This is a genomic window from Pseudomonas sp. LBUM1651 (assembly GCF_059716135.1).
This window is the reverse complement of the sequence record NZ_CP166805.1, coordinates 4,900,130-4,920,281: the sequence shown is the minus strand read 5'-3', so window position 1 is coordinate 4,920,281 and position 20,152 is coordinate 4,900,130. Positions and strand designations below refer to the sequence as shown.

Sequence of the window (20,152 nt, the reverse complement as noted above, 5' to 3'; positions counted from 1 at the left end):
CAAGCTCGGCTCCTACAAAAGCAGGGTGATGTCAGATCAAATGAAGGTGGTTGTCCCAGAGCCCTGCAGGCAGCTCCAGCGGTTTTGCAACAAGGTTTGTCTGGCGGCAATCGTAGTAACGGCAGCGCCCTTGACCCGACGTCACGACAAAACCGTCAGCCACCGCACCGACCCCGGCGCAATCGGGAAGTGGCGCATCCAGGCGCACTTCACCGCTGTCCAGGTCCCAGATGAAAAAGCGATTGCCCCGTGGCGCGGTCAACGCGACCAGCCGCAAGTCACTGTGTACCGCGACGCTGGCGGTGTAATGCCCCATCGCCTGCAACTGATGCTCGGGCACAGGGAACGCCACGAACGGTTGGCCGGGCCGCTTGATGGCCAACAGTTCCGAAGATTCGTGGGAGGGGCCCATGAATTGCTGACCGGCGACGATGGTGCCGTCGCTGGCGATCCCCAGGTGCCGCACGCTGTTCATCTGCTGGGCGAGGGTTTCCTTGCTCAGCAAAGTACCGTCGCGTTGCATCAGCACCAGGCTCGGCTCCATGGCGTTGAGGTTCATCTCGACCCGGCTTTCCGCCTCGGTGCGAATCCCGCCGTTGGCCACCACCAGGGTTTCGCCATCGGGCATCCACGACACCTGATGCGGGCCGATGCCGTGGGTGGAAATTTCGCCGCTGTGCACGAGGCGCTCGCCTTCAAATTTATACACACCGAGCAAACCGCGACCCGGATCGGACGTGTCGTTCTCGGTGGCGTACAACCAGTCGCCGCTGTGGTGAATCACCGCGTGACCGTAGAAATGCCGGTTCGGCTGCGAGGTCACGGTTTGCAACAGCGTGCCGTCGCGCAGGTCGATCAGGTAGCTCTCGGTGCCGGGGCGACGGGCGACAAATAGCGCAATCGGCAGCGTCGGGTGATTGATGATGTCGTGGCACCGCTGGCTGACCCGGGTGGCGAACACCCGTGTACCGTCCAGCCGATAACCGACGGCGTAATGCTTGCCGTCCGTATCGTCCCGCGCCGAGAGCAGCAGCGGGCTCTTGTCCTTTTGCTTGAACAGCGTCCAGCCGCCCAGTGTCACTGCTCCCAGCAGCAAACTACCTAACGTCAGAGCCTGTCGTCGCAGCATGGCACTCGCCCTCATCAGTCACCGTCGTTGGCGTTGAAGCCCAGTTGGATGCCCAGCGCCTTGGCCAGTTCGCCTTCGTGCAGGCGATGGACGACGTTGAGGCTGTCGTAGATGTCGTTGAGCTGCTGGCGACCGGCGTCGTCGTTGAGCATCTCGGTCAGCGAGCGCTGGTTGCTGGCGAACAGTTTCAGGGACGCGGCGTAGGCGGCGTCAATCTTGTCGGCCAACGGCTTCTGCTCGCTCGGCAACAAGCCTCGCAGGCCTTTGTTGTCGACACCTTCCCAGACCGTTTTGGCGGCGGCGAGGCTGGCTTCGAGGCCGGTCAGGGAAGACTGGCTGCGCCATGCATCGGCCTGGAACGGTTGCGGCACGCCCTTGCTCTGACGGCCCATCGGCGTGCCGAGTTTTTTCTTCAGACTGTCCAGGGCGGTGACTTGCACGCGCAGCAGATCGGCGATGGCTTCGTGGGAATCGGCGTAGCGCTGGTTCGGAAACTTGCTCATCTGCGCGAGCATGCCGTCGGTGTTGTTCCAGCTTTTCAGAATGTCTTCGGCCAACAGTTTCTGGCGCTCGCCAATCGCTTTCAGCAGTGGGCAGTACTTGGCTTTTTGCGCGTCGTTGGCCACGTCCGGCTTGCTGTCGAACAGGATGTACTCGTAGGCGGAGAGGCCTTGAACCACAACGCTGGATTTGGCCAACGCTGCGGCATCGATCTGCGGTTGGGCGTCGACCAGTTGCTCGACCTGACGGCCGACAAGGTTTTTCTTGTCCGGCCAGAACTGCACCTGCCAGGCGCGATTGCCTTCAGCCAGCGGACCGATCAGCAGCGGTTGCAGCTCGGCCCAGGCTTTCTGCGCGTGCAGGAAGTCGGCGCGGGCGGTGTCGAGGTTTTCCTTGCCTTCGCAGTAGGCCAGCGCGCTGACAGCCAGTTGGCGGTCGGCTTCAACCCAGCGCGTGTAGGTCGGCAGGATCACCGACTTGGCGATGGCCGCCGACGTGACAGCCTGCGGATCCTGCGGTGAGCAGGCGCCGAGGGCGAGTGCGGCAAGGCTGGTGAATAACAACTTGGGACGGAACATGTCGGGCTCCCGATTCTTTATAAGTGTTTAAAGAGAATTCAAAAACGCCAGCAACGCGGCGCGCTGCTCGGCGTTGAAAGACAAAACCTGTTGCTGCGCGGCCTGCGCTTCGCCGCCATGCCAGAGCACGGCTTCGAGCAGATTGCGGGCGCGGCCGTCATGCAAAAACTGAGTGTGGCCACTGACCGCCTGCGTCAGGCCGATGCCCCACAACGGCGGGGTGCGCCAGTCGCGGCCACTGGCCTGGAATTCGCTGCGGTTGTCGGCCAGTCCGTCGCCCATGTCGTGCAGCAGCAGATCGCTGTAGGGGCGAATCACTTGATTGGCCAGTTCAGGTTCTGCCGCGTTGGCGGCGGTGGTGTATTTCGGCGTGTGACAGGACTGGCAGCCAGCCTGGAAAAACAGAGTCTTGCCGGCCAGCACTTCAGGCGTGCCGACATCGCGGCGGGCGGGTACGGCCAGGTTGCGGCTGTAGAACAGCACCAGACGCAGGATGTTGTCGCTGACTTCCGGTTCGCCCTCCGGACCGTTGCCGTTTGGGGCCTGCTTGCAGGCGGTTTGCGCTTCGGTGCAGTCATCTATCGGTCGCAGGCTGGTTGTGAGGCCCATATCACCTGAAAACGCGTGCACGTTTTGTTGATTGAGGTTCGGCTGCCCGGCCTTCCAGCCAAATCGTCCGAGGACGGTTGTCTGTTGGGCGTCATCCCAGACCCGGTTCGGGCGTCCGGCGATGCCGCTTTTTTCTTTTGCTTGGGCCTCGGCATTGGCCAGGATCGCCTCATCGGGGATGGCTTCGAGCAAGCCCAGGCCAATCATCGGCGGGGCGACCCTGGCCGAGAAACGGGTGTCAGGGTGCATCGGACCGTAGCCCAGCTGGGTGATGTTCAGGCTGGGTTTGCGCAATTCGATCTCGGTGCCGTCCTTGAAGCGGACCGGCACTGGCGTGTAGTCGACCCGCACCTTGCCTTCCGGGATGACACCGGGGATGGCCATGTCCTGGAATTGCCCACCGTAGACCGGTTCCGGGACGACACCGAGCTGTTCGATGATTTTGGCGTAGGCCGGGGCATCGGGTATCGACAGACGCACCAGCATCGACACGGCGTTCTGCGCATCAGGCGTGGGCGGGTGACCGCGGCCGTCCTTGATGTGGCAGTTCTGGCAGGCGTTGGTGTTGAACAGCGGCCCGAGGCCGTCCCGGGCGGTGGTGGTCGACGGGGCGATCACCCAAGGGTTGCGGAAGAAACTGTTGCCGACGCTGAAGTCCACGCGCCGGGAGGGCGGCAGGTTGGCGGAGGGCAGGGAGAAGGCGTTCTGATCAGTCTTGCGTACGGTCGCGGCGCCACCGGACCGGGCTTCACCGGGTTCGGCTTCGGTAAAGCGCGGGGCGTCATCGCAGGCACTCAGCCCCAGGGCCAGAAACAGTGCGGACAAGCGAAGAAGCAGCGAGGGCATCAGACATCCTGCAAGACGAGCAAAACAAGGGCGCAAAGTCTAACAGGGCAGTGGGGATTGAATAAGAGGAATTATCGTTTGGTTGATGTGGGGCAGGGTTTCACTGGAAACCGAGTTGTGGCCATCGCGGGCAAACCACGCTCCCACAGGTTCAGCGCAAGACCCTGTAGGAGCCGAGCTTGCTCGCGATAGCGGTCTTACATTCAGCATCTATGTTGGCTGACACGGCCTCATCGCGGGCAAGCCTTGCTCCTACAAAGGCGGTGTGTGGTGGGCATAAAAAAGGCGACCCGCAGGTCGCCTCTTCAGTCACTCAGACAGCGTTGATCAGAACTCGTGATCAGCGTTGTCCGGGTTCAGGTCGCTGATGCCCAGTTTGCCAGCGGCGGCTTCGATCGAACCGGTCTGTTTGACCAGCGAAGCGATGGCGTCACGGACGATCTGGTTGCCGGCAGTGTTGCCGGCGGCGATCAGCTGGTCGTAGTGCTCACCCTTGTTGGCGTGATCGACGATGACCTGCATCTTGGCTTCGGTCGCAGCCAGGTCGGCCTTCAGCGCGGTGTCGGCAGCCGGGTCGGCTTTAGCCACCAGGGACGACAGGCTGGCGCCGGTCATTTTGGTGCCGTCGACGCGGGTGTATTCGCCCAGGTACACGTTACGAACGCCTTTGGCATCGTAGAACTGCGAGTTGTGGGTGTTGTCGCTGAAGCAGTCGTGTTCGTCTTCCGGGGAGTTGGCTTCCAGGGAAACCTTCATGCGCTCGCCCGCCAGTTCGCCCAGGGACAGGCTGCCCATGCCGAACAGCATTTTGCGCAGGCCGGATTCAGCCGGTTCCGCTTCCAGGGTGGCGCGGTAGTTGTCGGCCACGTTCGGCTTCCAGTTACCGACCATTTCTTCCAGGTCGCTGACCAGCAGCTGGGTCACGGATTTCAGGTAAGCGCGACGACGATCGTTGTGACCGCCGGTGGCGCTTTTGCCTTCCAGGTAGTCGGAAGCTGGACGGTTGCCGGCGCCAGGGCCGGTGCCGTTCAGGTCCTGGCCCCAGAGCAGGAATTCGATGGCGTGGTAGCCGGTGGCAACGTTGGCCTCGGAACCGCCCAGCTCGTTCAGGCTGGCGAGTTTTGCCGGGGTGATGTCTTTGACATCAATCTTGTCTTCGCCGACCTGAACCTGAGTGTTGGCGATGATGTTGGCGGTGGCGCCCGGGTTACCCAGTGCGTGCTCGTAGGATTTGTCGACGTAGTCGATCAGGCCTTCGTCCAGTGGCCAGGCATTCACCTGACCTTCCCAGTCGTCGATGATGGTGTTGCCGAAGCGGAACACTTCGCTCTGCAGGTAAGGAACGCGAGCAGCGATCCAGGCAGCCTTGGCGGCTTTCAGGGTGTCGGCGTTCGGCTTGGCGAGGAAGGCGTCGATAGCGGTTTGCAGGGTCTTCGCGGTGGATTCGGCATCGCTGTAAACGGCGAAGACGATGTCGGCGTAGTGCGCGACAACGGCTTTGGCGGCGGCTTCGTCGACTTTACTGGCGGCGGCAGGCGCCACAGCCGGGGCTGTGGTCGTAGCGGCTGGAGTAGGCGCTGGAGCGGCAGCTTTGTCTTTGCCTTCGCCACAACCGGCGAGAGAAATAGCGATGGCCAACAGACTGGCGGTAGCCAGAGGCATACGAATCATGGCGAACATCCTGCTTCGAGAGGGGGTGGAATGGCGCAGCAAGGCGCAAAACTGCGACATAATGCAAATCTTTCGCATTATGTGTAAAGGGTTGTAGCTGGAAATATTTCTTATTCAGACAGCGGATGTTGCACTTTGTAGGAGCGAGCTTGCTCGCGAAGATCGTGAACGATAATGCGGGCTGTCTGGATTAACGCGGCGTTTGTGCGTTATTCGCGAGCAAGCTCGCTCCTACAGGATCGCCGCATTACTGCGCTGGGCCTGTTTCAGGTAGGCGCCCAGTTCTCGCGCCGGCAGCGGTTTACTGTAGAAGTAGCCCTGACCTTCATGGCAGCCTTCAGAGATGATGTAGGCCTCTTGCTCGATGGTTTCCACGCCTTCGGCAATGACCTGCATGCCCAGGCTCTTGCCCAGCTGAATGATGGCCCGAACGATGGTCGCATCGTCGTCGTCATCGAGCAGGTCCTGAACGAAGCTCTTGTCGATCTTAATCTTGTCCAGCGGCAGGCTTTTCAGATAACTGAGCGATGAGTATCCGGTGCCGAAGTCGTCGATGGCGATCAGCGCGCCGGAGCGACGCAGGCTCAGCAGGTGCTGGGCGGCGGTGCTGATGTCTTCCATCAGGCCGGTTTCGGTGACTTCCAGTTCCAGGCTGCGGGGTGGCAGGCGGTACATCTGCAGCAGGTTGTTGACCACTCGCGGCAGTTCGGCGTGGTGCAGCTGGACGGTGGACAGGTTCACGGCCATGCGCAGGTCGGTGAAACCCTGGTCATGCCAGTCGCGCAATTGTTTGCAGGCCTGATCCAGCACCCATTCGCCGATGGCGATGATGGTGCCGTTCTGCTCGGCCAGCGGGATGAACAGGTCCGGCGGCACCAGCCCATGTTCGGGATGCTGCCAGCGAATCAATGCTTCGACGCCCACTACCCGATGATCGCGGTAGCTGATCTGCGGTTGGTAGACAAGGTAGAACTGGTCGCGGGCCAGGGCCTCGCGCAGGTCTTTTTCCAGCTCGCGACGGCGGCGCATTTCAGTGTCGACGCTGGCGATATAGAACTGATAACGGTTGCGCGAGCGAGTCTTGGCCAGGGTCATGGTCTGCTCGGCCTTTTGCAGCAGCTTCTCGGTGCTGTCACCGTCTTCGGGGAACAGGGTGATGCCGATGGTGGCGCGCAGGCGAATCTCCTGATGATCGAGGGCGAACGCCGCTTCGAGGTCATCGAGGATGCTCTGGGCCAATTCGGCCGCTTCGTAGGGTTGCTCGATATCGGCCTGAACCAGGGCGAACTGGTCGCCGCCAAGACGGGCGAGGGCACCGAGGCGACCACTGTGGGCTCGCAGACGATCGGCCAGGGCGAGCAGCAACTGGTCGCCGGTCTGATAGCTGAACTGTTCGTTGATGCCCTTGAAGTCATCGAGGCCGACACACAGCACCGCGACCCGCCGCTGCAACTTGCCGGCGTCGACGAGAATCTTGTCCAGTTGTTGCTGCAATTGCTGGCGGTTCGGCAGACCGGTGAGGAAGTCGTATTGGGCCATGCGCAGCAGGCTGTTTTCCGCTTCGTGGCGCAGGTGCGTGTTGCGTTCGATGGATTCGAGCAACTGGTTGGCGGTGTTGATCCAGATGCCCAGTTCGTTTTTTTCGTGGCCCCTGAGCTGCGGAATCTTGTGCTCGCTCGGGCGGTCCGGGTTGATTTCGGTGAGGTGCTCGATGATCCGCGACAACGGTTTGGTCAGCAGCCAGTGATAGACCAGATACAGCACCAGCCCCATGGCCAGGGCCCGCAATACACCGGAAATGAAGATGATCACCGAACTGACGATAAATCCCTGGCCGTAAGTGGCGGTGTCGAGGGTGATGCTCAGGTCGCCGTAATACTCGCTGTACGGACCGCGACCCACCAGTTGAGTGGTGAAGGTGCGCTCCTTGCCCAGGATCAGGTCGGTCAGCCAGCGACTGCTGGATTGCTGCAGGTCGCGGGATTTTTGCGCGAGCATGGCTTCATTGGGATGGCCGATGGAGGCCTGGCGCACGGCGTCGTCCTGAAACAGGCCTTCGATCACCTGCATGCCCATCTCCCGGTCCAGGCTGTAGACGGCCTGGGTCGAGGGGTCGCGGAACATGTCGAGAATGCGCTGGGCATCGCTGGCCACGGCCTGGTGTGTTTTATAGGCATCGAAAACGATCTGCGCGCAGCTCAAGACCACGCCGACGATCAATGCCGACAGGAGCACGACCCGGAGCAACTTTACCGACAAGCTGTTCTTGAGTTCCAGCTTCAAAGAGTCATTCCTTGTTCCGTGCAGGTAGCATCAAGTTGCCATGAGTATTGGCAATCCCGTGATGGCAGTCAAAGGGACAATCAAACACAGGGGAATTTGCCTGTGGGTTGGCCGAAATGCTGTTGCCTGGAGTATTTGCCCTATTAGTACTGTGTCGGTAGTCGAGTCCTTCAACTTGAGGGGGATTTGGACATATTTTCCATTTGGTTGATGTTAGACGGGTATGGCGTTGGGGCAAGGGGGTGGAGGCTGGTTTCATTGTGGGAAATTGGCCTGGTTTCTTCAGGTGTACGCCGTCTAATTGAGGGAGGGAGACCGGCTTGCCGGCGAAGGCGGCCTGGTAGCCGACCTGTCTTTTGTTTGACCGAGTACATATCCATTCCTGCGGTAACGGCCACTTAGGGTTTCGCCCTTACGGCGAGTCACTTTTGACAAACGCCTCAAAAGTAACCAAAAGGTCTTGCCCCAGCGTCCGGCCCCTCGCTAAAGCTCGGCGTTCCCTCGCACCGGTCCTGCTCCGTGGGGCCGCCGCCATCGGCCATCCATGGCCGGGGGCGGCTAGCCCGGCATCCATGCCGGGCTGCCCACTGCGCAGAACCTCCACTCGGCCTCCCGAAGGGGCGGGTAGATCAAGATCAAAAGCGCAAGGCGAGCTAACGCTCGGCCTCGTGGTTTGGTTGGTGTACGCCGATCCGCTCTTGTAGGAGCCGAGCTTGCTCGCGAAGGCGGCCTGACAGCCGACAAATCTCCTGCGGTTGTACGCTAATTCTGTAGGGATTTTTGAAGGCAAAAAAACCCGGCAAAAGCCGGGTTTTTTATCTGGCGTCGATCTTAAGCGGTGAAGGTTTTGCCTTCGAACTCGGCCTCCCGAAGGGGCGGGTAGATCAAGATCAAAAGCGAAAGGCGAGCTAACGCTCGGCCTCGTGGTTTGGTTGGTGTACGCCGATCCGCTCTTGTAGGAGCCGAGCTTGCTCGCGAAGGCGGCCTGACAGCCGACAAATCTCCTGCGGTTGTACGCTAATTCTGTAGGGATTTTTGAAGGCAAAAAAAACCCGGCAAAAGCCGGGTTTTTTATCTGGCGTCGATCTTAAGCAGTGAAGGTTTTGCCTTCGAACTGCTCAGCCACGAATTTCCAGTTGACCAGGTTCCAGAACGCTTCTACGTACTTCGGACGCAGGTTGCGGTAGTCGATGTAGTAAGCGTGTTCCCAGACGTCGCAGGTCAGCAGCGGGGTGTCGCCGCTGGTCAGCGGGTTGCCGGCGCCAATGGTGCTGGCCAGGGCCAGGGAACCGTCAGCCTTTTTCACCAGCCAGCCCCAACCGGAACCGAAGGTGCCGATGGAGGTTTTGCTGAATTCTTCTTTGAACTTGTCGAACGAACCGAAGGAAGCGTTGATGGCTTCAGCCAGTGCGCCGGTTGGTTGACCGCCGGCGTTTGGCGCCAGGCAGTTCCAGTAGAAAGTGTGGTTCCAGACCTGAGCGGCGTTGTTGAAGATGCCACCCGAGGAAGACTTGACGATTTCTTCCAGGGTCTTGCCTTCGAACTCGGTGCCTGGCACCAGGTTGTTCAGGTTCACGACGTAGGTGTTGTGGTGCTTGTCGTGGTGGTATTCCAGAGTTTCCTTGGAAATGTGCGGCTGCAGGGCATCGTGTGCGTAAGGCAGCGGCGGCAGTTCGAAAGCCATGATGATTCTCCTAATCAGGTCAGTTGCGGTGGTCGCAAGGCCGATCACGGGCGGCCAGACAAACGCCGTGGAGTTTGTACTCTTTGCGGCGCATCGAACCGGATCATAGCACCGGGGGTGCGGCATAACCACGCAACAACTGTGTGGAATAGAGGTTCCAGAGCCTTTTGGAATATATCAGGCGCTGGTGATTAGTTGAGCTGCCACGGTGAACATCATTACGGCCACCAACAGATCCAGAATCCGCCATGTGCTTGGCCGAGCCAGCCACGGCGCCAGCCATGCGGCGCCCAGCGCCAGGGTGAAAAACCACAGTAAAGACGCACTGGCCGCGCCCACGACATAAGCACCAGGCTCGGCTTGTTGCGCGCCAAGGGAGCCAATCAGCAATACAGTATCCAGATAAACGTGCGGGTTGAGCAGGGTGACCGCCAAGGCGCTGAGCAGCACGGCGCGCAGTGAACGTACGGTCTGGTTTTCACCCTGTTGCAAGCTCTGTTTCGAGAAGGCCCGGCGCAACGCGAGGCTGCCGTACCAGATCAGAAACACCGCGCCGCCCCAACGGGCCACCGCCAGCAATGTCGGATTTTGCGCCAGCACGGTTGCCAGGCCGAAAACGCCGGCGGCCACCAGCAACGCATCGCACGTCACGCAGAGCGCCGCCACCGGCAGGTGATGTTCACGCCGCAGGCTCTGGGCCAGCACAAACGCGTTCTGAGTGCCGATCGCCATGATCAGCCCCGCGGCCACCAACAGGCCGTTTACATAGCTTTGCCACATAGGTTTTTACTCCGCGTTCGCTGCCAGATCCCGCAGCACTTGCAGGGCGCGTTCGGCATCGGCCTGGCCGACGAATAAATGGTCGTGGTAATAGCCGGCGATCACATTGCAGCTGATACCGGCCTGGCCCAATGCCGTGGCGAATGCGGCGGTCAGGCCGACGGCTTCCAGCGCGGAGTGCACGTTCAGGGTGATCCAGGCGGCAACGTAGTCGAAGCTGAAACCTGCTCGTTCAGCGCGGGAACGTTCCAGAATCACCGTCAGACCTTCCTGCTCGCGAAAACTGCCGACGATCTCAAGACCCGGCGGCAACTGGCCGTCGCGCAACGTGCAGAACACATACTCGCCGGCGTTGAGTTGCGGGCTCATGCTTCGTAGAAGCGTTGCCAATGAAGTTTCGCCAGCCATGTCGGTGTTCCTTGTTCAAGAGTTCTTGCTGGCCATTCTCTGCCCACAAGCGGTATAAGAAAAACCAATCATGCTGATCGCTCATTAGGAAAACTGATGTTCGACTATAAATTGCTTTCTGCGTTGGCCGCGGTGGTCGAGCAGGCCGGTTTTGAACGTGCCGCCCAAGTGCTCGGCTTGTCACAATCGGCGATCTCCCAACGCATCAAATTGCTGGAAGCGCGGGTCGGCCAACCGGTGCTGGTGCGGGTCACGCCGCCAGCGCCGACGGAAATCGGCCGGCGTTTGCTCAACCATGTGCAGCAGGTGCGCTTGCTGGAGCGGGACCTGCAAACCCTGGTTCCGGCGCTGGATGAAGAGGGCCTGCCGGAACGTCTGCGCATTGCCCTGAACGCCGACAGCCTCGCCACGTGGTGGGCTGAAGCGGTCGGTGACTTTTGCGCCGAACAACATCTGTTGCTGGATCTGGTGGTCGAAGACCAGACCGTCGGCCTCAAACGCATGCGCGCAGGCGAAGTGGCGGCGTGTGTCTGTGCCAGCGAACGTCCGGTGGCCGGGGCGCGCAGCGTCCTGTTGGGCGCGATGCGTTATCGCGCGTTGGCCAGCCCGGCGTTCATCGCCCGGCATTTTCCGCAAGGTGTTCGCGCCGATCAGTTGTCGAAAACGCCGGCGCTGGTCTTTGGCCCGGACGATTTCCTACAGCATCGCTACCTCGCATCCCTCGGCGTAGACGGCGGTTTCGAACACCATTTGTGCCCGTCATCCGAAGGCTTCATTCGCCTGACCGAAGCCGGTCTCGGCTGGGGGCTGGTGCCTGAATTGCAGGTGCGCGATCAGCTGGAACGCGGGGTTTTGCGCGAGCTTTTGCCAGATAAGCCCATCGATGTGCCGCTGTACTGGCATCATTGGCGCAATGGCGGTCAGTTGCTGGGGTTGCTGACCGATCAATTGGTGCGCTCGTCGAAGCAATGCCTCGTGCCCTTCGGGCAGCTTTAAGCGTCAAGCTGCAAGCGGCAAGTGAAGCGCTTGCGTACCGTTTTAACTTTCAGCTTGAAGCTTGCAGCTTGAAGCTGTTTTCGAAGGAAACCTCATGAAAATTCTGGTCACCGGCGCAAGCGGCTTCATCGGTGGGCGCTTTGCGCGTTTCGCCCTGGAGCAGGGCCTGGACGTGCGGGTCAACGGTCGCCGGGCCGAAAGCGTCGAACACCTGGTGCGCCGAGGCGCCGAGTTCATTCAGGGCGACTTGAGCGACCCGGAACTGGCGCGCAACCTGTGTTCCGACGTCGAAGCCGTGGTGCATTGCGCCGGGGCTGTAGGCGTGTGGGGACGTTATCAGGACTTTCATCAGGGCAACGTGCAGGTCACCGAAAACGTCGTCGAAGCCTGCCTGAAGCAGCGTGTCCGGCGGCTGGTGCACTTGTCCTCGCCGTCGATCTACTTCGATGGTCGCGATCACCTCGGGTTGACCGAAGAACAGGTCCCCAAGCGCTTCAAGCATCCCTATGCCGCGACCAAATACCTGGCCGAGCAAAAGGTCTTCGGTGCCCAGGAATTCGGCCTCGAAACCCTGGCCCTGCGCCCGCGCTTCGTGACCGGTGCGGGCGACATGAGCATCTTCCCGCGTCTGCTGAAGATGCAACGCAAGGGTCGGCTGGCCATCGTCGGCAACGGTTTGAACAAAGTCGATTTCACCAGCGTACAAAACCTCAACGAAGCGTTGCTCAGCAGTTTGCTGACCGGCGGATCGGCGTTGGGCAAGGCCTACAACATCAGCAACGGAACGCCGATTCCGTTGTGGGACGTGGTCAATTACGTCATGCGCAAGATGGATGTCCCACAGGTGACCCGCTACCGTTCCTACGGCCTGGCCTACACCGTGGCGGCGCTCAACGAGGGCGTGTGCAAGCTGTGGCCGGGTCGTCCCGAGCCAACCCTGTCGCGCCTGGGCATGCAGGTAATGAACAAAAATTTCACCCTGGACATCAGCCGCGCGCGGCATTATCTGGACTACGATCCCAAAGTCAGTCTCTGGACCGCCCTCGATGAATTCTGCGGTTGGTGGAAGGCTCAGGACATTCGCTGACACACAGCCAGTCCCGATACTGAACCGAGTCCGGGAATCCAGGGTCAATCGATGGGGCTGACGGGTTTATACTTCGCCGCATCAAGCCATCACCGCGTTCCACAAAGGTTGACTCAATGTCCATGCGTAACGATGCCAACGACGACTTCGACGATGTACCGAGCCTGCGTGCCGACATCCTCGACGACGATGATTTTCCGACCACTGCGCGCACCACGGTACATTCGCGCACCCCGCCGGTGGTCAAGGTCAAGGCTGCCAGCACCGGCCCGTTGTGGGCACTGGTCGGCGCCTTGTTTTTTGCGTTCGCTGGCCTTGCCTGGTGGAGCTTTCAGCAGATATCGCTGATGGAACAGCAACTGGTGGCAACCCAGGAAAGTTTCGCGCGCATCAGTGAAGACGCGGCGGGGCGTTTGCAGGACATTTCCGGCAAGGTCGTCGCCAGCCAGACCAACGTCACCAGCGACAGCGAAGCGCTGAAACTGCAGATCAAGCAGCTTGAAAGCAAGCTCCAGGATCAGAGCAAGCAGCAGCAAGGCGTTGTCGTCCAGACTTCGGACCTGGACAAGCGCCTTGCGCAAATGACCGCGCAAACCACCGATCTGGATAAACGTCTGGCGCTAATGAGCACCCAAAACACTGAACAGCAAACCGCCAACACGCAATTGCAGGCGCAAGTCAAAGCCTTGAATAGCGAATTGGCTGCGCTGAAAAGTGCTCCGGACGACACCAGCAAGATCGACGCACAGCTCAAAAGCCTCGGCGCCGACATCGCCGCGCTGAAGAGACAAGGCAACCCGAGCGCCGCCATCGAGCGTCTGGAACAAGACATGATCGTGCTCAAAAGCGAGCAGGACAACCGCCCGACCACCGGGCCAGCCTCGTCCAACACCGCCGAATTCGACGCTTTCCGTAGTCAGGTCACCCGCAACATCAACACCCTGCAGGCGCAGATTCAGAATTTGCAGCAGCAGTTGCGTACCAGGCCGTAAGCGTCTTTTGAAAGCGTACCTGCGGCGAGCCGGCTCTTCGTGGCGAGAGGGAGCTTGCTCCCGTTGGGTGGCGAAGCCGCCCCAGAGCCAATCACCGCGATGTACCAGATAATCCGCGGTGCCTGGTTTGCGACTGCTCCGCAGCCGAGCGGGAGCAAGCTCCCTCGCCACAGAAGCACCTGAAAAATCACATCATCTTCACCATTGATTCATGAATATTCGTACATATCCCCAAGCCGTCTACGCTCTTGAAACACCGACAAGAACGAGGGATGCGCAATGGGGTTTTTGCACAGGTTGGCCCTGCTGGGCGGGATGCTGTTGCTGTGTCTGGGCCAGGCTCAAGCTGCCGGGACCGAGAAGGATGACAGCCACGCCGCCATCGCCTTGCTGGAAAAAGCCCTGGCCTACTACCACGACAACGGTGACAAGGCGTTCGCGGCCTTCAGCCGACAGGGCGAGTTTGTCGACAAGGACCGCTACGTGTTCGTGGTCGATACCAAAGGCGTGATGCTCGCCAGCGGCGGGCCGTCTTCGGCGTTGATCGGGCGTGATGTATCTGACGTGCTCGGGCCGGATTTGCAGAAAGCCTTCAAGGACGCGTTGAAAGTGCCGGAGGGCAATGGCATCCAGCAGGCGGAATATCGCTGGCAGAACTGGTCAGACGGCAAGGTTGAACGCAAGCATGTGTTCTACCAACGGATCGGCCAGCGGATTTTGGCGGTGGGTTACTACCTGCCACGGGCGTCGGCGGAGCAGGCGATGGCGTTGCTGAACAAAGCGGCAACCGAGCTGGCCAGGGACGAGAAGGGCACGCTCACGGCAATCAACTCGCTCAAGGGCGGTTATTTGCAGGATGACCTGTATGTGTTCGTCGTCGACCTGGACACCCAGCAATATGCCGCCCATGGCACCAACCTGCGGCTGATCAATACCGATTTCGGCAAGATCAAGGACCCTGAAGGCAAGCCGGTGGGCGAGCCGATCCTGGCGTTGATGGCTAAACAGGACTACGGCGAATATGAATATCGGTGGAAAAACCCGGTGACCGGCAAGGTCGAGGACAAGCATGCGTACCTGAAAAAGGTCGGGCATTTTCTGGTGGCGGTCGGGTATTACAGCCCTTGAAGGGTGGTACATGAGATGACGCCTTCGCGGGCAAGTCGAATCGTCGCACCGCTCGCTCCTACAGGATTGCACTGTACTTGTAGGAGCGAGGCTTGCCCGCGAAGGCCGTTATGCGGTCTTCCTATCGGACCTTGTCCTCCCGCCCCCGCAACACCCGGTTCGGCATGGCAATCGCCGCTGCCAACCCCAGCAACGACACCGCCGCGCTAACCATCAACAAATGCCGGAAGGTCAGCTGCAATTCTGCGCGCAAGGCGTTCTGCGCATCCCCCGCTGCGGCGTTCAGGCCGTCCAGCAAGACATTCCCCGAACTGCCCTCGGCAATCAGCGTCGAGCCGGCCAGGTGGACGAAACTCGAGTCTTGCAGCAACGCCAGCAACAGCGCCGACATCAACGCCACCCCCACCGCACCGCCCAGGGAGCGGAACAGGTTGGTGGTGCTGGTCGCGACGCCGATGTCCCGTTGTTCCACTGAATTCTGTGTCCCGACCAATGACGTCGGGAATTGCATGCCAGAGGCGATACCGCTGAGCACCATGAACAAACTGCTGAGCACCACCGCCTGGGGAGGACTGAACGCCATCCCGATGATCGAGATCGGCATCAGGATAGCGCCCGCCAGGATCATCGGTTTGTAGCGCCCGGTTACCGAGGTTCGGCGTCCGGCGAAATAGGCGCCGATCGGCAAACCCATGGCCAGTGGCAACAGGTGCAGCGCGGCACTGTCAGCCCCGGCGCCCGTCACGCTCTGGAAGCGCAACGGCATCAGCACAATCAGCGAGATCGCCTGGAAACTGGTGAAGAAAATCGTGCACCAGCACAGGATCGCATTGCGGTTGGTGAACAGGTGCATGGGCAGCAACGGCTCCCGCGCGCGGCGCTCATGCCGGACGAACACTGCAAGGACGACCACCGCACAGCCCAGCAATCCCAGCACTTCAGTGCTACGCCACGAGTGGCCCTGGCCGACCTGGGTGATGCCGAGCAACAAGGCCGTCAGACCGATGATCATCAGCAACGTGCCGAGGTAATCGATGATCGGCTTGCGCTGCGGTACGGGCAGCCCCACCAGCGTGCGATTGGCCACCAGCCACGCGCCCAGACCCAGTGGCAGGTTGATCAGAAACACCCAGCGCCAGGACAGGTATTCGGTCATGTACCCGCCGAGCACTGGGCCGGCGACGCTGGCCACCGCGTACATGCTGCTGAAATAACCTTGATAACGACCGCGTTCGCGGGGCGGCACGATGTCGCCGATGATTGCCTGGCTGACCGAAATCATCCCGCCCGCGCCAATGCCCTGAAGGATCCGCGCCAGTACCAATTGCTCCATGCTCTGAGCCATGCCGCAGAAAAGCGAGGCAATCGTGAACAACCCCATGCCGAACAGCATCAACTTGCGCCGACCGTACAGGTCGCCGAGTTTGCCGTAGATCGGCACCGCCACGGTCATCGCCACCATGTAGCCGGAAATCACCCAGGCCAACAGGCTGACATCCTTGAACTGCGCGGAAATGGCCGGCATGGATACGGCGACGATGGTCTGGTCCAGCGCGCCGAGAAAGATCGCCAGCATCAGGGCGATCAGCACGCTGCGAATGGCCGGTTTGGGCGTGTCAGGCTGGTTGAGATTGGTCACGGGAGAACCTGCGGGCAGTGAGGGTCCCGCAAGAGGCAAGGGCGAGCGGGGATGCTCGCCAGTGTAAATCGGTAGGAAGCTATTCGATAGCCTCATAAGGAAGTCCGACGTAATTTTCTGCAATGGTTTTTCGACCCGCCTCAGAGCTGACGAAGTAGTCCAGCTCCGACTCACTGATGCGCTGGCTGAACCCATCGTGATCGTCAAAGCGATGCAACATCGAGGTCATCCACCAGGAAAACCGCTCGGCTTTCCAGACCCGGCGCAGGCAGACCTCGGAATACTTCTCCAGCAAGTCGCCCCGGCCTTCGCGGTAAACCTTCAGCAGGATGTTGAACAGCGTACTGACGTCGCTGGCTGCCAGGTTCAGGCCTTTGGCGCCGGTGGGCGGCACGATGTGCGCGGCGTCGCCGACCAGAAACATCCGCCCGTACTGCATGGGTTCGACCACGAAACTGCGCAGCGGCGCGATGCTTTTTTCGATGGACGGCCCGGGCACCAGCGACTCGGCCAGCGCAGCCGGCAAACGGGATTTGAGCTCCTCCCAGAAACGCTGATCGGACCAGTCCCCGACCTGATCCGAGGCCGGGACTTGCAGGTAATAACGGGTGCGCGTCGCCGAGCGCATGCTGCACAGGGCAAAACCGCGCTCGTGGCGGGCGTAGACCAGCTCATCGTGAACAGGCGGCGTGTCGGCGAGAATCCCCAGCCAGCCGAACGGATAAACCCGCTCGAACACCTTCAGGCTCTCGGCGGGAATCGATTGCCGCGCCACGCCATGGAAACCGTCGCAGCCGGCGATGTAGTCGCAGTCGAGCCGCCAGGTTTCGCCATCCTTTTCGAACGTCACGAAGGCTTCATCGGTTTTTATGCCGTGGGGTACGACGTTGCCGACTGCGTAAATCGTCTGCGCGCCGGCCTCCCGACGAGCGGCCATCAAGTCACGGGTGACCTCGGTCTGCCCGTAGATCATCACGGTTTTGCCCCCGGTCAGGGCCTGCAGATCAATGTGCACCCGACGCCCGTCGAGGGCCAGTTCGAAACCGCCGTGGACCAGGCCTTCGGCGTCCATGCGCCGGCCGACGCCGGCCTGACGCAGCAGCTCTACCATGCCTTGTTCGAGCACACCGGCACGGATTCGGCCGAGCACATAGTCCGGGGTCTGGCGTTCGAGGATAAGGGTGTCGATACCGGCGTTGTGCAGCAATTGGCCGAGCAGCAATCCGGAGGGGCCGGCACCGATGATGGCGATTTGAGTTTTCAGCGTTTTCATTGTTTTTATGACTCGCAAGCTCCACGCGACCAGAGTCGGTGAATTATTTTTATGGATCGAGTGCTTGCATTTTTCACTTGCGGGTCTGTCAATTGAAGGTGAAAACTGAGCCGATAGCTGTACATTCTGCCAATCGGTGCGATTATCGCCCGCCACCTTCCCGAGGCCTGGATTGACGTTATGAACAAGCCTGACCTGCCTTCGATACCGGTGTTCAAGCTCTACGGTGAAAGCCTGGACTGGCCGACCCCGGACTTGTTGCACTGCGAAACCATCTCCAAACGCAGCCGCGAACATCAGTGGGAAATCAAACCCCATCGCCACGCCGATTTGTGCCAGTTGCTCTTCGTGTTCAAAGGTCAGGCAGAGCTTGAAATCGAAGGCAAACGCACGCAGCTGAACGAGCCGGCCATTCTGGTTCTGCCGCCGTTATCGGTGCACGGTTATCGTTTTTCCGAGGATGTCGAAGGATTTGTCGTGACCCTGGCCGCGCCGCTGGTCGCCCATCTTCAGGCACAACTGGGCAACTCGGTGAATGCCCTGGCCCAGGCCGAAAGTTATCCGGCCAGCAATGACGGTGAGTACCTCAACAGTTTGTTTTCTGCGTTGCAAAACGAATACACCGGCCATCAACCGGCCCGGGAAATGCTCATGCATTCGCTGGTCAGCGTGATCATGGTGTGGGTCAGCCGTCAGGCGCTTCAGCGGCGCTCCGCCAGTCAGCGTCCGCAGCGCGCGCGGGAATACCTCAACGGGTTTATCCAGCTGGTAGAAGAGACGTATCGCCAACACGTCAAGGTCGAGGACCTGGCGCATCGGCTGGGGATTTCCGTGTCGCACCTCAACGGCACGTGCCGAGAACTGGCGGGGCAACCGGCGTTGCAGATCATGCACGAGCGGCAATTGCTGGAGGCCAAGCGTTTGCTGACCTACACCAGCATGACCATTTACGAAATGTCTGACGTGTTGGGGTTTTCCGATCCGACCAACTTCACGCGCCTGTTCCGGCGCCGGGTGGGGATCTCGCCCAAGGCTTTTCGCGACCGCTTGAAGGCCGATCAGGACAACGAGGCCTGATCCGCTTCGTTACCGAAGGGCGTTGAGGGTCGCGTTGTGGGGGATGCAACGCTCGAAGTTACAGCTCGCGTATTCACGGGGCAGTTGCCGCAACTGCTCGACGCGCCAGGCCGCCGTGCCATACAGCGCCAGCGTGGCCGCGCAGGTGATGAAAATCGCGAGGTATCTTCTTGTTTTGATGTTCATGGCGTTGACCTCTGAACGAATACCCTTCGGTACTACTTTGAGCATAGGTCAGCGGCAGTGAGTTGCCAGTCACGCCGCTTGCGCATGTAACCCGATATTCAGAACACTGATGAACTCTTGTAGGAGCCGGCTTGCTGGCGATGGTCGTTAACGATAACGCGTGCTTACTGGATAAACGCGGTGCCTGTGCGTCCATCGTCGGAACGCCGCCCGCAGCAAGCCGGCTCCTACAGGGGAGCGTATTCACAATCCTGCATCCCACGCCGGTTCTTCAGGAAATCTGAGCACCAGAAAATCCAGCAGGCTGCGCAGCGCCGCAGGCATGTGCTTGCGGGAGGCATACACCGCGTAGATGTTCATCCGGCGCGGTTCGGCCTGGGGCAACAGGCGGATCAGTTCACCGCTGTGGATATGCACACCGGCCTGATAACTCGGCAGCATCGCCACCCCGGCGCCGGCGATCGTCGCGCGCAGCAGCGTACTGGCTTCATTGGCGCTGATGTTGCCCTGCACCGGCACCGAGACCGGTTCGCCGTCCTGCTCGAAATGCCACAGGCTTTTGCCGAAATAGGAGTGCGTCAAGCAGTTGTGCTGGCTCAGGTCTTCGACCTGCGTCGGTGCCGGATGCTCGTCCAGGTAGGCGGGGGCGGCGCAGATCACCGAGCGGCAGACCGTCAGCCGCCGCGCAATCAGGTTCGGGTCCAGGTCATTGCTGGTGCGAATCGCCAGATCGATGCGCTCATCCACCAGGTTTACCGTACGGTCGAGCATCTGCAGGTCGATGCTGACGCCGGGGTAACGCTTGACGTAGGCCGCCATGGCATCAGCCAGTTGCGCCTGGCCGAACGAGGTGCTGACGCTGATCCGCAGCAGGCCGCGCGGCGCATCGTCCGGCTCGCTGACGGCAGCCTGCATGTCCGAAGACAGGTCGAGCATCTGCCGACACCGTGGCAGGATCTCGCTGCCGGCGGCAGTCAGGCTCAACTTGCGCGTGGTGCGGTGCATCAGGCGTGCGCCGACCCAGTCTTCCAGCTCTGCCAGATACCGCGAAACCACCGGCCGTGACAGCTCCAGGTGATCGGCGGCGGCCGACTGGCTGCCGAGGTCGACCACCGTGACGAACACCCGCATTGCTTGTAGACGATCCATGATTTGCCCGCTTTCAGAAACAAACTATGTTCCAGCATCGCATTTTTTGTAATGAATAAGGCAACTAAGCTCTGTCCAACTGTAGGAGCGAGCTTGCTCGCGATGAACGCAAAGGCACCGTGTTTACCCGGTAAGC

Annotated in this window: 17 protein-coding genes; 5 read left to right on the top strand and 12 right to left on the bottom strand. The window is 60.5% G+C overall.

Annotated elements, in window-relative coordinates:
• Positions 1 to 31: 31 nt before the first annotated feature.
• The 8 genes from ACA066_RS23060 to ACA066_RS23025 form a co-directional block, all read right to left on the bottom strand.
• Positions 32 to 1,129, bottom strand: a complete 1,098-nt coding sequence (locus ACA066_RS23060; RefSeq protein WP_497696771.1) for a DUF1513 domain-containing protein — start codon at positions 1,127 to 1,129, stop codon at positions 32 to 34.
• Positions 1,130 to 1,143: 14 nt separating this feature from the next.
• The gene (locus ACA066_RS23055; RefSeq protein WP_497696770.1) at positions 1,144 to 2,208 is read right to left on the bottom strand and encodes an imelysin family protein; all 1,065 of its coding nucleotides are present in this window, start codon (positions 2,206 to 2,208) and stop codon (positions 1,144 to 1,146) included.
• A 27-nt stretch (positions 2,209 to 2,235) separates the two neighbouring features.
• Positions 2,236 to 3,663: a di-heme oxidoreductase family protein gene (locus ACA066_RS23050; protein WP_497696769.1), complete on the bottom strand. Its 1,428-nt coding sequence runs from the start codon at positions 3,661 to 3,663 to the stop codon at positions 2,236 to 2,238.
• Positions 3,664 to 3,990: 327 nt separating this feature from the next.
• On the bottom strand, positions 3,991 to 5,334 hold the full coding sequence (locus ACA066_RS23045; RefSeq protein WP_497696768.1) for an imelysin family protein: 1,344 nt from the start codon (positions 5,332 to 5,334) through the stop codon (positions 3,991 to 3,993).
• A gap of 231 nt (positions 5,335 to 5,565) precedes the next feature.
• Positions 5,566 to 7,617, bottom strand: coding sequence for a putative bifunctional diguanylate cyclase/phosphodiesterase (locus tag ACA066_RS23040; protein WP_497696767.1), 2,052 nt, complete (start codon positions 7,615 to 7,617; stop codon positions 5,566 to 5,568).
• Between the two features lie 1,087 nt (positions 7,618 to 8,704).
• A complete protein-coding gene (locus tag ACA066_RS23035) occupies positions 8,705 to 9,301 on the bottom strand; it encodes a superoxide dismutase (RefSeq protein ID WP_149419098.1) in 597 nt (198 codons plus the stop codon).
• Between the two features lie 177 nt (positions 9,302 to 9,478).
• Positions 9,479 to 10,081: a LysE/ArgO family amino acid transporter gene (locus ACA066_RS23030; protein ID WP_497696766.1), complete on the bottom strand. Its 603-nt coding sequence runs from the start codon at positions 10,079 to 10,081 to the stop codon at positions 9,479 to 9,481.
• Between the two features lie 6 nt (positions 10,082 to 10,087).
• The gene (locus tag ACA066_RS23025) at positions 10,088 to 10,489 is read right to left on the bottom strand and encodes an ACT domain-containing protein (RefSeq protein WP_497696765.1); all 402 of its coding nucleotides are present in this window, start codon (positions 10,487 to 10,489) and stop codon (positions 10,088 to 10,090) included.
• A gap of 96 nt (positions 10,490 to 10,585) precedes the next feature.
• Here ACA066_RS23025 and ACA066_RS23020 point away from each other — a divergent pair, with 96 nt between their 5' ends.
• From ACA066_RS23020 to ACA066_RS23005, 4 genes are all read left to right on the top strand, one after another.
• Positions 10,586 to 11,485, top strand: coding sequence for a LysR family transcriptional regulator ArgP (locus ACA066_RS23020; protein ID WP_497696764.1), 900 nt, complete (start codon positions 10,586 to 10,588; stop codon positions 11,483 to 11,485).
• A 94-nt stretch (positions 11,486 to 11,579) separates the two neighbouring features.
• Positions 11,580 to 12,572 (top strand): NAD-dependent epimerase/dehydratase family protein, encoded by a 993-nt coding sequence (locus ACA066_RS23015; protein WP_497696763.1) that lies wholly within the window; start codon positions 11,580 to 11,582, stop codon positions 12,570 to 12,572.
• Between the two features lie 116 nt (positions 12,573 to 12,688).
• Positions 12,689 to 13,564, top strand: a complete 876-nt coding sequence (locus tag ACA066_RS23010; protein WP_497696762.1) for an ATPase — start codon at positions 12,689 to 12,691, stop codon at positions 13,562 to 13,564.
• A gap of 279 nt (positions 13,565 to 13,843) precedes the next feature.
• Entirely contained in the window at positions 13,844 to 14,692 is an 849-nt protein-coding gene (locus ACA066_RS23005) for a cache domain-containing protein (protein WP_497696761.1), read from the top strand.
• 121 nt (positions 14,693 to 14,813) lie between these two features.
• Here the strand turns inward: ACA066_RS23005 and ACA066_RS23000 are convergent, their stop codons facing one another.
• Positions 14,814 to 16,331 carry an MDR family MFS transporter gene (locus ACA066_RS23000; RefSeq protein ID WP_497696760.1) on the bottom strand — a complete coding sequence of 506 codons (1,518 nt, stop codon included), beginning with the start codon at positions 16,329 to 16,331 and terminating at the stop codon, positions 14,814 to 14,816.
• A 79-nt stretch (positions 16,332 to 16,410) separates the two neighbouring features.
• Positions 16,411 to 17,595 carry a 4-hydroxybenzoate 3-monooxygenase gene (gene pobA / locus ACA066_RS22995; RefSeq protein ID WP_497699943.1) on the bottom strand — a complete coding sequence of 395 codons (1,185 nt, stop codon included), beginning with the start codon at positions 17,593 to 17,595 and terminating at the stop codon, positions 16,411 to 16,413.
• Between the two features lie 189 nt (positions 17,596 to 17,784).
• Here pobA and ACA066_RS22990 point away from each other — a divergent pair, with 189 nt between their 5' ends.
• Positions 17,785 to 18,681: a helix-turn-helix domain-containing protein gene (locus ACA066_RS22990; protein WP_497696759.1), complete on the top strand. Its 897-nt coding sequence runs from the start codon at positions 17,785 to 17,787 to the stop codon at positions 18,679 to 18,681.
• A gap of 9 nt (positions 18,682 to 18,690) precedes the next feature.
• Here ACA066_RS22990 and ACA066_RS22985 read toward each other — a convergent pair whose 3' ends face one another.
• Together ACA066_RS22985 and ACA066_RS22980 are read right to left on the bottom strand one after the other, a co-directional pair.
• Positions 18,691 to 18,867 carry a hypothetical protein gene (locus ACA066_RS22985; RefSeq protein ID WP_017340530.1) on the bottom strand — a complete coding sequence of 59 codons (177 nt, stop codon included), beginning with the start codon at positions 18,865 to 18,867 and terminating at the stop codon, positions 18,691 to 18,693.
• 243 nt (positions 18,868 to 19,110) lie between these two features.
• Entirely contained in the window at positions 19,111 to 20,016 is a 906-nt protein-coding gene (locus ACA066_RS22980; protein ID WP_497696758.1) for a LysR family transcriptional regulator, read from the bottom strand.
• Positions 20,017 to 20,152 lie beyond the last annotated feature (136 nt).

Coding starts and splice junctions, on each gene's coding strand:
- ACA066_RS23045 (WP_497696768.1), bottom strand. CDS start 5,334: ATGATTCGTATGCCTCTGGCTACCGCCAGTCTGTTGGCCATCGCTATT.
- ACA066_RS23035 (WP_149419098.1), bottom strand. CDS start 9,301: ATGGCTTTCGAACTGCCGCCGCTGCCTTACGCACACGATGCCCTGCAG.
- ACA066_RS23020 (WP_497696764.1), top strand. CDS start 10,586: ATGTTCGACTATAAATTGCTTTCTGCGTTGGCCGCGGTGGTCGAGCAG.
- ACA066_RS23010 (WP_497696762.1), top strand. CDS start 12,689: ATGTCCATGCGTAACGATGCCAACGACGACTTCGACGATGTACCGAGC.
- ACA066_RS23050 (WP_497696769.1), bottom strand. CDS start 3,663: ATGCCCTCGCTGCTTCTTCGCTTGTCCGCACTGTTTCTGGCCCTGGGG.
- ACA066_RS23060 (WP_497696771.1), bottom strand. CDS start 1,129: ATGCTGCGACGACAGGCTCTGACGTTAGGTAGTTTGCTGCTGGGAGCA.
- ACA066_RS23030 (WP_497696766.1), bottom strand. CDS start 10,081: ATGTGGCAAAGCTATGTAAACGGCCTGTTGGTGGCCGCGGGGCTGATC.
- ACA066_RS23025 (WP_497696765.1), bottom strand. CDS start 10,489: ATGGCTGGCGAAACTTCATTGGCAACGCTTCTACGAAGCATGAGCCCG.
- ACA066_RS23005 (WP_497696761.1), top strand. CDS start 13,844: ATGGGGTTTTTGCACAGGTTGGCCCTGCTGGGCGGGATGCTGTTGCTG.
- ACA066_RS22985 (WP_017340530.1), bottom strand. CDS start 18,867: ATGAACATCAAAACAAGAAGATACCTCGCGATTTTCATCACCTGCGCG.
- ACA066_RS22980 (WP_497696758.1), bottom strand. CDS start 20,016: ATGGATCGTCTACAAGCAATGCGGGTGTTCGTCACGGTGGTCGACCTC.
- ACA066_RS23055 (WP_497696770.1), bottom strand. CDS start 2,208: ATGTTCCGTCCCAAGTTGTTATTCACCAGCCTTGCCGCACTCGCCCTC.
- ACA066_RS22990 (WP_497696759.1), top strand. CDS start 17,785: ATGAACAAGCCTGACCTGCCTTCGATACCGGTGTTCAAGCTCTACGGT.
- ACA066_RS23015 (WP_497696763.1), top strand. CDS start 11,580: ATGAAAATTCTGGTCACCGGCGCAAGCGGCTTCATCGGTGGGCGCTTT.